We start from the raw sequence: 14816 nt of genomic DNA on the forward strand, positions 1-14816 counted from the left end.
TAGGCTCTCATCGCCAACACGTAGCCAATGAGTCACGAAGAGTTCCCAACCGACCGTCCCGCGGTGGTGACCTGCGGGCTGCCGTACGCAAACGGCGACCTGCACGTCGGCCATCTGCGAACCTACGTCGGCGGCGACGTGTATGCCCGCGCACTCGAAACGCTCGGCCAAGAGACCGCCTTTGTCTCCGGCTCGGACATGCACGGCACACCCGTCGCCGTCAACGCCGACAAGGAGGGTGTCTCTCCCGAGGAATTCGCCTTGGAGTGGCATGAAACCTACAAGGAGACGTTCCCGCAGTTCGACATCGAGTTCGACAACTACGGCCACACTCACGACGAGACGAACACCGAAACCACCGAAGAGATCGTCCGCGAACTCGCCGCCAACGGCCACATCTACGAGAAGGAGATCATGGTGGCCTACGACCCCATCGAGGATCAGCATCTTCCGGATCGCTACGTCGAGGGCACCTGCCCGTACTGCGGCGAAACGGCCCGCGGCGACGAATGCGATGACGGCTGTCAACGCCATCTCGAACCCGGCGAGATCGAAGATCCCGTCTCCTCGATCACCGGCAACCCTGCGGAGTACCACGAACGGACGCACAAGTTCTTCGAGGTCTCCGAATTTGCGGACTATCTCACCGAGTTCCTCGACCGACTGGAAGGCACATCGAACGCCCAAAACCAGCCGCGGGAATGGATCGAATCCGGCCTCCAGGACTGGTGTATCACCCGTGATCTCGATTGGGGGATCGACTACCCCGAGGACGCCCCCGACGCTGACGGCGACGATGCCGATGACCTCGTTCTGTACGTCTGGGTCGACGCGCCAATCGAGTATATCTCCTCGACGAAACAGTACACCGACCGCGTTGGCAGCGACACCTACGACTGGGAGCAGCCATGGAAAGACGACGGAGAGATCGTCCATGTGATCGGCCGCGACATCATCCAGCACCACGCCATCTTCTGGCCGGCGATGCTCAACGGCGCGGGCTACGTCGAGCCACGGGCGATCATGGCTTCCGGATTCGTCACCCTCGGCGGGAAAGGCTTCTCGACCAGCCGCGACCGTGCGGTCTGGGCCGACGAGTATCTCGATGAGGGGTTCCATCCTGACCTCCTGCGCTACTATCTCGCCACCAACGGCGGCTTCCAGCAGGACGTTGACTTCTCGTGGGACAAGTTCCGCGACCGCGTTAATACCGAACTTGTCGGGACGCTCGGCAACTTCGTCTACCGGTCGCTGCTGTTCGCCGCGCGCAACTACGGCGGCGCGCCCGACGCAACCGTCTCCGATGAAGTCGACGAGCGAATCAGCGAGGCCGTCGCCGACTTCGAGGCCGCGATCAACGACTACTCGATCCGCAAGGCCGGCAACGCCGCCATCGACCTCGCACAGTTTGGCAACGAGTACATCCAGCGCAACGAGCCCTGGAAGCTCACTGATGACGACCCCGAGCGCGCCGAACAGGTCATCTACGACTGCGTCCAACTCTCGAAGGCGCTGGCCGTCCTCTTCCAGCCGGTTGCCCCCGAGACCTGCCAGCGACTCTGGGCCCAACTCGGTGAGGACGGCGATGTCGCCGACGCGACCGTTGCCGTTGCCCGTGAGGCCCCGCAGGGCGAGTTCGACGAGCCCGACGAACTGTTCGCCAAAATCGAGCCCGAACGCGTCGAAGAACTCAATGAAAAGCTCGAACAGCGCGTCGAGGCCGCGACCGACGACGAAGCGGATGATGACGACGCGGACGACACAGACGATACCGACAACGATACCATGACCGACGACACCACTGACGCCGACACCGACGCACAGGCTGCCGACCTCGAATCCCTCACTGAGGAGCGAATCAGCTTCGAGGACTTCCAAGACCTTGATATTCGAGTCGGCGAGATCATTGACGCCGAGGGCGTCGAAGACGCTGATAAACTCGCCAAGCTACAGGTCGATATCGGCCACGAGGAACGCCAACTCGTTGCAGGGATCAAGCAACTCCACGACCTCAGCGACCTGCCGGGAACCCGCGTCATTATCGTCGCCAACCTCGAAAAAGCGGAGCTCTTCGGTGTCGAATCCAACGGCATGCTGCTGGCCGCTGGCGATGAGGCTGACTTGTTGACGACCCACGGCGACGCTCCGATCGGGACGCGAATTCAGTAGCAGTCGGGCGACAGCGTCGCAATAGTAGGCTTTTCATAGCGGTGGCCCGTGGGACGGCTATACAGCCGCTGCCATCCCATGGATTCCGATACCGACGTGTCGAACACCGTCCTCATCACGGTCGACTCGCTGCGCGCCGACGCCATCAGCCCCTACGGCGAGGTCGGCCAGACGCCAACGCTGGCGTCGCTGGCTGATCGGGGGACGGTCTTCGAGAACGCCTTTGCAACCGGCAACTGGACGCCGTTTTCGTTTCCCTCGATGCTTGCCTCACGGCCGGTGTTCGCTGACAGCGGCCGCATCGGCGTCGAGGACTCGCCGACGCTGCCGCGCGTCCTCGCCGACGCTGACATCGCCACCGGCGGGTACAACGCCGCCAACGGCTTTCTGACCTCGCATTGGGGGTACGACGACGGCTTCGATGAGTTCGAACCCTTCGTCGCCAGCGTCGGATCGAGCATCTACAGCCGGTATCTCGCGACCCACCCGACACTTGAGGCGTGGGTACAGTTGGCAACCTCGCCGATTCGCCGCGTCAAATCGTGGCTCAGCGGCGACGCCGACGACCGACCCTTCCTCGATACCTCTCGCATGTTCGATATCGAGCAGGGCGCAACCGAGTTCATCGAGGCCCGCGAGGACGACGACCAGCCGTTTTTCCTGTGGATCCACTACATGGATCCCCACACGCCGTACGTCCCTGCCCCCCGATATATCCGCGCGGTCTCCGATGACACGGTTGGCACCCACCGCATGCTGCGGGCCCACGCCCGTACCGCGTTCGGGTTGGAGGTCGGCCCGCAGACTCTAGACGACCTCCGCATGTTGTACCAAGCTGCCGTCACCCAGGTTGACGCCAGTATCGGTCGCCTGCTGGAGACGCTGTCGGAAACCGGCCACGACGACGATACCGCCGTCATCGTCGCCGGCGACCACGGCGAAGAGTTCCAGGAACACGGCCATCTCGCCCACTACCCAAAGCTCTACGATGAACTGATCACCGTGCCACTCATCGTCGACCTCCCTGGCAGCGACGCCCGCCGAATCGACCAGCCTGTAGGGCTTGACGCGCTCCCGCCGACGATCGCCGACTGCTTCGGGGTTGCGGCCCCCGACGCGTGGACTGGCGAGTCGCTGCTGCCGACCGTTCGGGATGGGGCGGCTCCAGCTGACACGCCGATCGTCTCGGTCGCCGTCCGCGGCGAGGAGGTCACCACCCAGCCGATCCCGCGATCGCTTGACGACGGTGATCTCTTGGTCAGTGTCCGCGATGAGCGGTGGATCTATATCGAGAACACTGAAACCGGCGAGATCGAACTCTACGACCGACAGCGGGATCCAACCCAGCAGGATGATATGGTCGCTCAGCAGGGTGATTTGGCTGCCGACGCCCAGCAGGCATACGACCGGTTCGGCGAGCTCGCCGCCGAACACGCCGCGATGCTGTCGGCCGCAGCCGACGCCGACACCACCGACGACGACGCTGTCGACGAGGAACTCGAAACACGACTCGCCGCGCTGGGGTACAAATAGGTGCTTCGTTCGTTTCTCCGTGCCCTCCTGTATGGCCCGCTGGCCGTCCAGCTTCGGCGGTTTGTCGCTGTCGGCGCGTTCACTGCTGGCATCCAGATGGCGTTGCTGTGGCTCTTTGTCGACAGCGCTGGGGTGAACTATCTGTTGGGGGCGACAATCGCCATCGAGATCACGATCATCCTCTCGTATATTCTCAACAATGCCTGGACGTTTCAGGACTCACAGAACACCGGCCGGGTCGACTACCTCGTCGGGCTGCTGAAAACAAACATCGTCCGCGGGACGGCGATCCCACTGCAGTTGGCCATCCTCTACGCACTCGTTGAGTGGCTCGGGCTGCTGTATCTTGTCGGCAACGCCGTCGCCATCCTCATCAGCGGGCTGTATCGGTACGTGCTTGATGCGAAATGGACGTGGGGCTGAGATGGCTGCTCAAAACGGCAGCCGCGGCTCCAGTCGCGTTACCAGATCACGCACGGCATTTTGTTTGTAGTAGCCGACCGCCGAGATCGTGATGATGAGCCCGACAAGTGCTATGCCTTCGGTGAACCGCCCGCTGGCGAACTCACCGCCCGCGTAGACGGTGATGACGTACGCCGGGAGCCGGCCGACCGCGATGACGGCCAGAAACGTCCGGAGTCGCCAGGTCGTCAGCCCGCTCAGAAAGCAGATCGCATCATCAGGCAACCCGGGAATGATGACGAACGCAAACAGGCCGGGCGCACCGACCCGCTCGACAAAGGCGTCGAACCGATCGATCACGTCGTCGGCGATGACCCGCTCGACAAACGATCGGCCGTACCGCTTGGCGAGGCTGAAGGCGATCGCGCTGCCGATCAGCACCCCTGTCAGGCTGTAGATCGTCCCATAGACCGGCCCGAAGAGGTAGCCGGCAACGAGGGCGACGACCTGTCCGGGGATCGGCGCGAGGACGACCTGAGCGGCTTGCAGGAACACAAACACCAACGGTGCGAAGATGCCGAAGCCGGCGATCCACGCCCGGAGGGCTTGGGCATTGAACACGAAGGGGGCATACCGACGGGCTCCAACGTAGAGGCCGACAAACGCGGCGATGACGGCGACGATAAGCAGGAGCGTCCGCCATCGATCCGCCCGCGAGGCAAACACCTTCATCTGCTCACAGGTGATGCCGGGAGATGCTTGAACCTACCCGTTTTTGTTGTCGACCGCGCTGTTTTTCGCGTCAACTGAACAGTCAGGCTGACCATCCCGAAACCGACGGCCCAGAGACCAACTGTTATGCGCGCGCCGTCCGTACAGTGGCTATGCCACCCCGAGCAGTTGTTGTTGATGACTCCGCGTTTCAGCGGACGGTCGTCTCCGAGGCGATCGACGACCACGTCGAGATCGTCGGTACCGCCGAAAACGGCCGTGAGGCGATCAAGGTCTTTGCTGAGACCGAACCGGATCTGCTGACGATGGATATCATGATGCCGAAACTCAACGGGATCGAGGCGCTTTCGGCGATCAAAGACCGGTCGCCGTCGACAACCGTTGTCATGGTCACCAGCGTCTCTCAAACCGAGAAGATGCGACAGGCCGCGAAAGCCGGCGCCGACGGCTACGTGACAAAACCCTTCGAAGGCCCGGAGCTAACCGCCGAACTCGACGACGCACTCGACGGATCGTTGGCCGGCTGAGTCACGATCATTCCAGTCCGCCGGCAGGCGTCGTTGACGGGCGGATCGTGGGGCTTTTTTAAGCCGCCTGACGTACGCCGAGCCATGCGAAACGCGAAAATCGTCTGTACGCTCGGGCCAGCCTCCAGCGACACGGAGACAATTCGTGCGCTGAACGAGGCGGGAATGTCCGTCGCCCGGCTCAACGCGAGCCACGGTTCGACGGAGCACCGAGCGACAGTCATCGACCGCGTCCGGGAGGTCGACGCCGAGGGCGACCGCTCGCTCGCGCTGATGGTCGATCTCAAAGGGCCGGAAGTGCGAACCGCCGAGATCGACGGCCACGTCGAGCTCGAAGCGGGCTCGGAGGTCGTCTTCGCGCCGGGCGATACCGCGACCCCCGAGCGGGTCGGCCTCTCGGTATCGATCAAAGGCGTCGGCGAAGGCGATCGGATCCTGCTGGACGACGGCCGGATCGAAGCCACCGTCACCAACGTCGACGGCGAGGAGGTCACCGCCAAGATCGCCAACGGCGGCAAGCTCCAAAGTCGAAAGGGCGTCAACATCCCGGGTGTCGACCTCGATATCAATCTCATCACCCCCGGCGACAAACAGGAGCTCAAACTCGCCGCCGACAAGGAGGCCGACTTCGTCGCCGCTAGCTTCGTCCGCGACGGCGAGGACGTGTATGCTATCGCCGACAAACTCGAAGAGTTTGGCGCGGACATCCCTGTCGTTGCCAAGATCGAACGCGCCGGCGCGGTCGAAAACCTCGATTCGATCATCAGCGCGGCCGACGGCGTCATGGTCGCCCGCGGCGATCTCGGGGTTGAGTGCCCGCTTGAGGATATCCCGATGATCCAGAAACGGATCATCAAGAAATGCGTCAACAACGGCGTGCCGGTTATCACGGCAACCGAGATGCTGGACTCGATGATCGGCAACCGGCGGCCGACACGAGCCGAGGCTTCCGACGTTGCCAACGCCGTGCTCGATGGCACCGACGCGGTCATGCTCTCCGGGGAAACTGCTATCGGCGACCACCCGGTTCGAGTTGTCGAGACGATGGCCAACATCGTCAGCCGCGTCGAGTCAACCGACGAGTACGCCGAAACTGTCGAACAGCGCGTCCCTGCCGCCAGTGATCGCTCCCGCACCGAGCCGCTGGCGCGGTCGGCCCGCTATCTCGCCCGTGATATCGGTGCGGCCGCCATCGTCGCCGCCAGTGAATCCGGCTACACTGCCCGGAAGGCCGCGAAGTTCCGACCACCAGTACCCGTCGTCGCCACCACGCCGAACGATCGGGTGCGTCGCCAACTCGCCTTGGTCTGGGGCGTCACCCCACAGTATCACCAGTACGAAGCGGACGCCGACACCATCCTCGAAAGCAGCGTCCAGGCGGCGATCAGTGCTGGGGCGGCCAAAAGCGGCGAGACCGTTGTCGCCATCTCCGGGCTGTTCTCGGAGGTCGAAGGGGCCAACACAACCAACATGCTGAAAGTCCACATCGCCGCCGAGAAGGTCGCCAGCGGCAAATCCATCACTGGTGGCCGAGCGTCGGGCCCGCTGGCGCGGATCACCGACGGCGATCTCTCGACTGTTCCCGAGGGCGCGATTCTCTCGCTTTCGGCTGATTTCGACGGCGAGTTCACCGGCGATGTCAAGCAGATCGCCGGCATCATCGATGGCCGCGGTGGACTCACCGGCTACCCCGCCGTCGTCGCCCGCGAGTTGGGGATTCCGATGCTCAGCGATGCCACCGTTCCGGACTCAATCGCTGACGGCGAGACGATCAGCATCGATGCCGAACGCGGGATCGTCTTCGATGGCGATGTGCTGCAGTCGACGCCGCGCTAACCCTGTCGATCACCACGCCGGTACTGTCACCGTTGAGACAAGGGTTATTATTCTCCCACCCGTTGTCACGATATGGCCGATCCCGTCGACAGCGATGTCGAGTCTCCAGCCGACGACGACAGCGAGTGGCAGTTTTCGATCGATGCTGTCGGCCCCGATGCTGAGGACGATCCCGACGACACCATCATCGAACCCGAATCGATCTCACTGGAGCATGCAACCTTCGTCGTGCTTGGTGTGCTGTTGACACTTGGCGTCGTCGTTACCGGCTTGTAAGACTGTCATCGCCTGTTTTCGGTGTGTGCTGGTGGCGTCCACGTGGCCGTGTTCAAGGGTTAAATCCGTTGAACACATATGGGGTGTATGGTCGTGTTGATCACGGAGTTCATCAGCCCGGAGGCGGTGCCGCTACTGTTGGTGACCGCCGGGCTGTTGCTCTCGTTGGCGGAAGCCCTCGCGCCGGGTGCGAACTTCGTTGTCGTCGGCATCGGGCTCCTCGGCGCGGGGCTGGTCGGGTTGTTGTTCCCGTTTCTTGGGCCGTTTGCGCTCGGCTTGTTCGTGCTGTTGTTCGGGATTATTGCCTTCTACGTCTACCACGAACTCGATCTCTACGGTGGGAAGGGCCAAGCCCAGACGAGTGACTCCGAGACGCTGCAGGGGATGACCGGCCGGGTTACCGAACGGGTGACGCCGACCGGCGGCGAGGTCAAACTCCAAGGCGGCGGCTTCAACCCCTTTTATTCGGCGCGGTCGATGGACGGCGAGATCCCTGAAGGGGCCGACGTGATGGTGATTGACCCCGGCGGCGGTAACGTCGTCACCGTTGAATCGCTCGAAACCATCGAGGATGACATTGACCGGCAGTTGGCTGCGGGCCGCGAAGAGGGTGTGCAGGATGAGTCCGCCGCGGCGGCGTTTGCGGCTGAACACGCCGACAGCGCGGCCGCCACAGAGACTGACGCTGAGCGGTAATCCTCCCAGATAGGGCCACGAAGCCAACCCTTATTGGGGTCTCAACCCAACGTCATGTTATGGATCCGCTTGTCCTCCAACTGCAGTTGACGACCCTTGCTGTCGGGCTGTTGTTCCTGACAGTCGTCGCTGTGACGATCTGGCAGACCGTCGAGATCGTCGACGCCTACGAGAAAGAGGCGCTCACGGTCTTCGGCGAGTACCGGAAGCTGCTTGAACCGGGGTTCAACCTCATTCCGCCGTTTGTCTCCCGTACCTACGCGTTCGATATGCGTACCCAAACGCTGGACGTGCCGCGACAGGAGGCGATCACCCGGGACAACTCACCCGTCACCGCCGACGCCGTCGTCTACATCAAGGTGATGGACGCCAAGAAGGCGTTCCTCGAAGTGGACAACTACAAGAAGGCGGTCTCCAACCTCGCCCAGACGACACTGCGGGCCGTGCTGGGCGATATGGAACTTGACGACACGCTCAACAAACGCCAAGAGATCAACTCGAAGATCCGCAAAGAACTCGACGAACCCACCGACGAGTGGGGGATTCGTGTCGAGAGCGTCGAGGTGCGTGAGGTCAACCCCTCGAAGGACGTCCAGCAGGCGATGGAGCAACAGACCTCCGCCGAACGTCGCCGCCGTGCGATGATTCTTGAAGCACAGGGAGAACGCCGCAGTGCCGTCGAAACCGCCGAGGGTGACAAACAAAGCGACATCATCCGCGCCCAGGGTGAGAAACAAAGTCAGATCCTCGAAGCACAGGGTGATGCGATCTCGACTGTCCTGCGTGCAAAATCCGCCGAGGCGATGGGCGAACGCGCGATCATCGAACGCGGCATGGAATCGCTCGAACGCATCGGCCAAGGCGAGTCCTCGACGTTCATCCTCCCGCAGGAGCTCACCTCGCTGGTCGGTCGCTACGGCAAACAGCTTACCGGCAGCGATGTCCAAGAGAGCGAAGGGCTCGAAGGCAAGGAGTTCGACGCAGAGACCCGGAAGATGCTCGGGCTCGACGATATCGACGAGATCCTCGGCGAGATCGATCAAGCCGCCGAGATGGATATCGAACAGCTCGAACAGGAGGCCGAACAGATCAAATCCGGCGAGGCTGACATCGCTGGCGGCGAGGCCGATGTTGGCGAGCCGGATATTCCGGAGCCGGATCTCGATGAACCGGTCGACGACGAGGAACTCGTCACCGAAGAAGAGACCGAGTAGCGCGGATTGACGCCTGCTCGTCGGTATTTTTCACGACTGATTCGGATACAGCCGTTGTGAAAGCAACTCAATCCCATCGATCAGTTTGGGGCTCGGCTGATTCAGCAGTGAGTCGTCGACAACGTGGACTTCAGCATCTAGTGACCACCCGCGCTCTTGCAGTCGATCAGCGGACACGCTGTCGCCGGTGCCACAGATATGCAACACAGCGTGGTCGGGGTCGGTCTCGGCGACAGCCTCATGATCGACCTCCTGTGAGCGATCACCCGGGTCGACGAAGGGGTAGCGACCACCCGCGGCGTCGACCGCATCGGGCACCCAGTTGCCGGCGGCCATCGGCGGGTCTGACCACTCCTCGCAGTAGACAACCGGCCCGTCGTCGCTACCGACGGTTTCGGAAACAGCGTCGAGTCGCTGTCGGCAGTCGGCGACCAACTGCTCGCCGGCGTCGTCGACACCGGCAGCCGCGGCTAGCGATTTGAAGCCCGCCAGCACCGCATCAAGTCGGCTCGGCTCGTGGTGGTGGACGCGATGGCCGCGTTCCTGTAGCGCATCGCGGATCTCTCGTTGGAGGCCGTCGCTGGTACAGACGAGATCAGGGTCAAGGTCGGCGACTGTTTCGTAATCGGGGTTTAGCCAGCCGCCGACTGTTGGTCGGTCGAGTTCGCAGTGTGCGGTGACACCAACGACACGATCGGCGACGCCGAGAGCTGCAAGTGTGGCCGTTGCGCTCGGCGCCAGCGAGACGATCCGCGGCTGTTCCATACCCTTGTTGGGAGTGGAGGTTTCAAAATATGCTCGCTTTGTGAGTCGCTGCCATCCGTCGGACTCATATTGTGTTTCTGATACCAAACTATCAGGGTCATTCACCCAAATTCGGCCGGTAGCGATGCTGTCGCAAAACAATACCACACTGCTTAAGTATCGGTCTGTCATTGTGTAGGAGACGATAGCTCCCCCGTTCGTCATCTCGCAGGGGGCCCTTAGACAATGAGTGATCAAACCTTTACCAAGACGACCGATCGATCGCCCTCCAGAGAGCGGCAGCGTGGCACCGAGTCGACAACCGAAACCGAGGACGAACAAGCCGGCCTGCGGTGCCCTGAGTGCAGCGGTAACGTCATCACCGACGACGAACACGGTGAAACCGTCTGTGACGACTGCGGGCTCGTCATCACCGAAGACTCCGTCGACCGCGGCCCCGAGTGGCGGGCCTTCGATAGCGCCGAAAAAGACCAGAAGTCCCGCGTCGGCGCGCCGACAACGAACACGATGCACGACAAGGGCCTGTCGACCAACATCGACTGGCGAAACAAGGACGCCTACGGCCGTTCGCTGGGCGCGCGACAACGCCAGAAGATGCAGCGGCTCCGCAAATGGAACGAGCGGTTCCGCACCCGCGACAGCAAGGAGCGCAACCTCAAACAGGCCCTCGGCGAGATCGACCGGATGGCGTCGGCGGTCGGCCTCCCCGACAACGTTCGTGAGACGGCGTCGGTCATCTACCGGCGCGCACTCGACGAGGATCTGCTGCCGGGTCGCTCAATCGAGGGCGTCTCGACCTCCTGTGTGTACGCCGCCGCGCGGATGGCTGGCGTCCCGCGTAGCCTCGATGAGATCGCTGACGTGTCGCGAGTTGAGAAAAGCGAGATCGCACGTACCTACCGCTACGTGGTTCGGGAACTCTCACTTGAGGTGCGGCCCGCCGATCCCGAGCAGTACGTCCCACGGTTTGCCTCCTCGCTGGAGCTTTCCGAGGAATCCGAAATGCGAGCAAAACAGCTGCTGAAAAACGCCAAAGAGCAGGGCGTCCACAGCGGCAAATCGCCGGTTGGCCTGGCTGCCGCCGCGGTGTATGCGGCCGCGCTCCTGACGAACGAAAAGACGACCCAGGCCGCGGTTTCGGAGGTTGCTGATATCTCCGAGGTTACGATCCGCAACCGGTATCACGAGCTGCTGGAAGCTGAAGAAGAGATGCTGGTCTAAGCGGTCTGTCGTCCCGATCAGCGGTCGGTCGTCAGTGCTGTGATTGCTGGTGTGTTATTTTTCAGTTTTGACGAGCGCATCGAGTGGCCTCGTTACGGTGCAACCGTGAGATACGTTCTGTCGAGGTGGTCGCCGATGCTATCGACGATCTCGGGATCATCGCTCCAGAAGCCATAAAAATAGTTTGGCGCCTGCTCGGTCGCCAGTAACGCCGTTTTGTAGCTGTCATCGCCGTTGCCATCGAAGACGACAAACCACGACTCGCCGATCTCGGTAGTCGCTTCGGTGTGATGGGTAAGCCCATCAATTTCGACAGGCTTGCCCGGCATAGCGAAGGTGTGGATATCCAGCGACTGTGCGGCCAGTCGCTCATAACGGTCGGCCTGCTCGGTGAGTTTCGTGGGTTCCTGAAAGCCGGCGAGGAGACGGCCGCCGCCGACGCGGAGCGCGCGATCCTCGATCTCATGGGAGATGGTCACCATCTCGGCTTTGTCATAGGAGGTAAACGTCGTCTCCTTGAGATGCTGGAGGATCTCATGGTAGTCGGTGTCATCGATCCCGATCCCTGTCTCGCGAAGGCCGCCACCGGCCAGTAGCTCTTGGAGCTGTGTAACCGGCACCGAGGCTAATACCTCGCCGTTGAGCCGGAGGACGGCGACGTTTTCGGGCTCGCCGGAATGTGTCTGTTTGCCCGTGACAGCGACGTTCTGTGTCGAAAAGTAGTCCCTGAGGTCGGTGATGAGTGTGCTCCCGGCCGGCGGATTGAAGACCACGAGGGTCTTCTCCTTGTCTTTAACATATGTGATAACGTCTGCCAGGGACATATCGATACTCCACCACCCGCAAGTAAATAGATTGCTCTCAGCGTGGATCGTGGTTTGCGAACATATGTCAAGCTAATATGCATATCACTTATTATCTTCTCGCCCGAAGTTTACGGGTATGACACGCTCACGCGACCGGGTCGTGGAAACAGACGCGGAGAACCGGGCTACAACCACAGACGAGAAGCCGGGGGAGTCGTCGTCGGTTGCGTGGCGTGATCTCTCCACGAAAGCAGGTGCCGATCCTGCGTCGTCGCCGGCTGCCGATACGACGGTTGTGGCCGAGCCGACGGTCACCGACCGGATTCGGTCGCATGCGGGGTCGGCGTTGACCATCGAGACCGACAGGCTAACGGCTACGCTGGTCGGCGTGCCGAAGGTGTCGATCGCGGATCTCGTCTACAGCCACCACCGCGATGCGGTCGCCGATACGGGGGCGGTACACCACTGCGCCATGTTCGATGTCGAAAACACCAGCGATGAGCGGCTCCATTGGCTGAGCCGTCGTACCACGTTCATCGGCAGCGACGGCTACACCTACGACCGAGCCCCTATCGCGCTGAACTCCGCGGAGCTGGCGCCGGGCTGTCACACCAACCATGTTGTGATCGAACCGCGGTGCAGTGCGCGCGTGATCACACCGGTCGAACAGTTACCGCAGGGGGTCGACGTGGCGAAGGTGATCCACACCGTCGCGCTGACGAACGCGCCGAACCAGCGACTGACATACACGCTGTAAACCGGCGTTGCACGGCGAGTTGCTGCTGTGGCTGTCTCATTTTCCGCTGCGATCGCTGTCAGTTGTGGTATCGACCGCATCGGTGTCTGTTGTGGTGTCGACCACATCGGTGTCGGCGGATGGTGCGTCATCGGTGTTTGCGTCGTCGCTGTCGATAATAATCTCGAAGCGCGCGCCGCCGGTTGAACTCTCCGCGAGAGTGATCCGCCAGTTGTGGGCGGCAACGATCTCCGAGACGATACTCAGCCCAAAGCCGGTTCCCTCGCGGTTGGTCGTGTAGCCGGATTCAAAGACGTTGTCGCGTTTATCCGCCGGGATTCCGGGGCCGTCGTCTTCGACATAGAAGCCTGTCTCGGTGTCGAGTGCCCCGATCCGGATCGTCACGTCGCGTCCCCCGTGTTCGATCGCGTTCCGAAACAGATTCTCCAACAGCTGTTGGAGCCGGTCGGGATCGGCCTCGACGGTGAGGTCGTCGTCGACGACAAACGTGGCCGCTTTCCCCTCGACCATCGCCCAGCAGTTCTCGCCGATGGCTGCCAGCGAGACGCGCTCAAGTTCGTCGATCTCTTGGCCCTCCCGTGCTAACACGAGCAGGTCGTCGATCAGCGACTCCATTCGCTGTAAGGTTCGACTGAGTGTCTCGGCGGCGGTGTCGATGGTTTCCAGTGTGTCAGGAGTGAGCGGTTCGTAGCGGCCGTCGTCAGTTTGTGCCGCTGTCAGCAGCTCGTGGATGATCTCGCTGTTGCCCTGGGCGACGTTTAGGGGGTTTCGGAGGTCATGGGAGACCATGCCGGTGAACTGTTCGAGCCGTTCGTTTTGGGCTTCGAGCTGCCGGCGGTAGCGTTCTTGGGCGGTTACGTCGGTCAACACCAGGAGCCTGCCGAGTTGGACGCGGCTCGCGCTGAAGGGACTCGTTGTCGATTGGAAGTACCGCGTTTCGCCGTCGATCTCCAGTTCGATCACCGCCTCGTTGTTGGGGCACTGCGACAGCGTTGGTACCACGGTGGCAAGCTCCTCGCCCAGCCCGTCTTTGAGGGCCGGAAACAGCTCGGCGGCCCGGCGGTTGTAATCTCTGATCTCGTCGTCGTCACCGAGGACGACCACCGGGCTGTCGTACTGGCCGGCCAGCTGGATCGTCTCGAAGCGGTCGGTGTAGACGAACAGCACGCCGACCGCGAAGGCCGCGACGCCGAGTGCGGAGTAGGACATATCGATAACGTTCGGGCTGATCGAGCCAAGGATATCAAGGGCGACCGGCAGGGCCGTCAGGCCGACGAGGCCGACGAACGGGCGGGTGTCGTAATCGACCTGTGCGAACAGCTCGAAGAGCATGAAGATGCCCACCGTCGCCAGCGCGTAAGCCAATCCCATCGCCAGCCAGTGTAGCGTGCCGTGGTCGATCATCAGGTGGATAAACGGCGTTGTCGTCGGCGTTGCGGTGAAATATAGCCCGTGGATCGGGTTGGTGACCTTGATCGACACGATCACTAGATAGACGGCGATGGCGATCCGCCGGTAGGTCGGGTTATCGTGCAGCGAGCGGCCGGTGTAGGCCGAACAGAAGTACAGCCAGGGGCCAACCGTGCTGAGCCCGACGACAAGGCCGGCGATATAGAAGCCATACTGGAGGCTCAGCGTCGGCGCGGCGAGATAGCCGACCTGTAGGGCGGCCCATACGCCGCTGATGGCGACGAGCGCGACCAGCCCGTTGCGGGTGTCATCGGCCGCGTTGATCGCCCGCGCTCGCGGGATAGCGGCAAAACAGATGACGGCAGCAAGGCTGAACGCGAGCACGTACGTCAAAAACGTAGGTGTCGGGAGCCCTGATCCGGCCAGCAGGCTCCCGCCTGCTCCAAGCAACTGAATCATCAAGATGGCTTAC

14 protein-coding genes are annotated in these 14816 nt (G+C 62.1%); 10 read left to right on the forward strand and 4 right to left on the reverse strand.

Annotated elements, in window-relative coordinates:
- Positions 1–27 precede the first annotated feature (27 nt).
- From metG to DM826_RS02830, 3 genes are all read left to right on the forward strand, one after another.
- Entirely contained in the window at positions 28–2169 is a 2142-nt protein-coding gene (gene metG / locus DM826_RS02820; protein WP_120101219.1) for a methionine--tRNA ligase, read from the forward strand.
- A gap of 78 nt (positions 2170–2247) precedes the next feature.
- Positions 2248–3702 carry a sulfatase gene (locus DM826_RS02825; RefSeq protein WP_120101221.1) on the forward strand — a complete coding sequence of 485 codons (1455 nt, stop codon included), beginning with the start codon at positions 2248–2250 and terminating at the stop codon, positions 3700–3702.
- Entirely contained in the window at positions 3703–4125 is a 423-nt protein-coding gene (locus DM826_RS02830; protein WP_120101223.1) for a GtrA family protein, read from the forward strand.
- A 9-nt stretch (positions 4126–4134) separates the two neighbouring features.
- On the opposite strand, the gene DM826_RS02835 is transcribed toward DM826_RS02830, so the two are convergent.
- Positions 4135–4836, reverse strand: coding sequence for a TVP38/TMEM64 family protein (locus DM826_RS02835; protein ID WP_120101225.1), 702 nt, complete (start codon positions 4834–4836; stop codon positions 4135–4137).
- A gap of 152 nt (positions 4837–4988) precedes the next feature.
- Between DM826_RS02835 and DM826_RS02840 the strand changes: the two genes are divergently transcribed.
- From DM826_RS02840 to DM826_RS02860, 5 genes are all read left to right on the forward strand, one after another.
- Positions 4989–5363 (forward strand): response regulator, encoded by a 375-nt coding sequence (locus DM826_RS02840; protein WP_120101227.1) that lies wholly within the window; start codon positions 4989–4991, stop codon positions 5361–5363.
- Positions 5364–5447: 84 nt separating this feature from the next.
- Positions 5448–7199, forward strand: coding sequence for a pyruvate kinase (gene pyk / locus DM826_RS02845; protein WP_120101229.1), 1752 nt, complete (start codon positions 5448–5450; stop codon positions 7197–7199).
- A gap of 72 nt (positions 7200–7271) precedes the next feature.
- Positions 7272–7475, forward strand: coding sequence for a DUF7312 domain-containing protein (locus DM826_RS02850; protein WP_120101232.1), 204 nt, complete (start codon positions 7272–7274; stop codon positions 7473–7475).
- A gap of 87 nt (positions 7476–7562) precedes the next feature.
- Positions 7563–8171, forward strand: a complete 609-nt coding sequence (locus DM826_RS02855) for an NfeD family protein (RefSeq protein WP_120101233.1) — start codon at positions 7563–7565, stop codon at positions 8169–8171.
- Positions 8172–8230: 59 nt separating this feature from the next.
- Positions 8231–9385, forward strand: coding sequence for an SPFH domain-containing protein (locus DM826_RS02860; protein ID WP_120101234.1), 1155 nt, complete (start codon positions 8231–8233; stop codon positions 9383–9385).
- Between the two features lie 30 nt (positions 9386–9415).
- On the opposite strand, the gene DM826_RS02865 is transcribed toward DM826_RS02860, so the two are convergent.
- On the reverse strand, positions 9416–10150 hold the full coding sequence (locus tag DM826_RS02865) for a helical backbone metal receptor (RefSeq protein WP_120101236.1): 735 nt from the start codon (positions 10148–10150) through the stop codon (positions 9416–9418).
- A 225-nt stretch (positions 10151–10375) separates the two neighbouring features.
- Here DM826_RS02865 and DM826_RS02870 point away from each other — a divergent pair, with 225 nt between their 5' ends.
- Positions 10376–11371, forward strand: a complete 996-nt coding sequence (locus DM826_RS02870) for a transcription initiation factor IIB (protein ID WP_120101238.1) — start codon at positions 10376–10378, stop codon at positions 11369–11371.
- 92 nt (positions 11372–11463) lie between these two features.
- Here DM826_RS02870 and DM826_RS02875 read toward each other — a convergent pair whose 3' ends face one another.
- Positions 11464–12195: a DICT sensory domain-containing protein gene (locus DM826_RS02875; protein ID WP_120101241.1), complete on the reverse strand. Its 732-nt coding sequence runs from the start codon at positions 12193–12195 to the stop codon at positions 11464–11466.
- A 118-nt stretch (positions 12196–12313) separates the two neighbouring features.
- On the opposite strand from DM826_RS02875, the gene DM826_RS02880 reads away from it, so the two are divergent.
- Positions 12314–12934 carry a hypothetical protein gene (locus DM826_RS02880; protein WP_120101244.1) on the forward strand — a complete coding sequence of 207 codons (621 nt, stop codon included), beginning with the start codon at positions 12314–12316 and terminating at the stop codon, positions 12932–12934.
- A gap of 36 nt (positions 12935–12970) precedes the next feature.
- Here the strand turns inward: DM826_RS02880 and DM826_RS02885 are convergent, their stop codons facing one another.
- Positions 12971–14803 (reverse strand): sensor histidine kinase, encoded by a 1833-nt coding sequence (locus DM826_RS02885; RefSeq protein WP_120101247.1) that lies wholly within the window; start codon positions 14801–14803, stop codon positions 12971–12973.
- Between the last annotated feature and the right edge of the window lie 13 nt (positions 14804–14816).

It is taken from the genome of Halonotius aquaticus, from assembly GCF_003605575.1.
In the GTDB taxonomy this organism is placed as follows: domain Archaea; phylum Halobacteriota; class Halobacteria; order Halobacteriales; family Haloferacaceae; genus Halonotius; species Halonotius aquaticus.

What these genes read in the sequence shown, in the direction of transcription:
- metG (WP_120101219.1), top strand. Translation starts at nt 28, where the DNA reads ATGAGTCACGAAGAGTTCCCAACCGACCGTCCCGCGGTGGTGACCTGC.
- DM826_RS02825 (WP_120101221.1), top strand. Translation starts at nt 2,248, where the DNA reads ATGGATTCCGATACCGACGTGTCGAACACCGTCCTCATCACGGTCGAC.
- DM826_RS02835 (WP_120101225.1), bottom strand. Translation starts at nt 4,836, where the DNA reads ATGAAGGTGTTTGCCTCGCGGGCGGATCGATGGCGGACGCTCCTGCTT.
- DM826_RS02840 (WP_120101227.1), top strand. Translation starts at nt 4,989, where the DNA reads ATGCCACCCCGAGCAGTTGTTGTTGATGACTCCGCGTTTCAGCGGACG.
- pyk (WP_120101229.1), top strand. Translation starts at nt 5,448, where the DNA reads ATGCGAAACGCGAAAATCGTCTGTACGCTCGGGCCAGCCTCCAGCGAC.
- DM826_RS02850 (WP_120101232.1), top strand. Translation starts at nt 7,272, where the DNA reads ATGGCCGATCCCGTCGACAGCGATGTCGAGTCTCCAGCCGACGACGAC.
- DM826_RS02855 (WP_120101233.1), top strand. Translation starts at nt 7,563, where the DNA reads ATGGTCGTGTTGATCACGGAGTTCATCAGCCCGGAGGCGGTGCCGCTA.
- DM826_RS02860 (WP_120101234.1), top strand. Translation starts at nt 8,231, where the DNA reads ATGGATCCGCTTGTCCTCCAACTGCAGTTGACGACCCTTGCTGTCGGG.
- DM826_RS02865 (WP_120101236.1), bottom strand. Translation starts at nt 10,150, where the DNA reads ATGGAACAGCCGCGGATCGTCTCGCTGGCGCCGAGCGCAACGGCCACA.
- DM826_RS02870 (WP_120101238.1), top strand. Translation starts at nt 10,376, where the DNA reads ATGAGTGATCAAACCTTTACCAAGACGACCGATCGATCGCCCTCCAGA.
- DM826_RS02875 (WP_120101241.1), bottom strand. Translation starts at nt 12,195, where the DNA reads ATGTCCCTGGCAGACGTTATCACATATGTTAAAGACAAGGAGAAGACC.
- DM826_RS02880 (WP_120101244.1), top strand. Translation starts at nt 12,314, where the DNA reads ATGACACGCTCACGCGACCGGGTCGTGGAAACAGACGCGGAGAACCGG.
- DM826_RS02885 (WP_120101247.1), bottom strand. Translation starts at nt 14,803, where the DNA reads ATGATTCAGTTGCTTGGAGCAGGCGGGAGCCTGCTGGCCGGATCAGGG.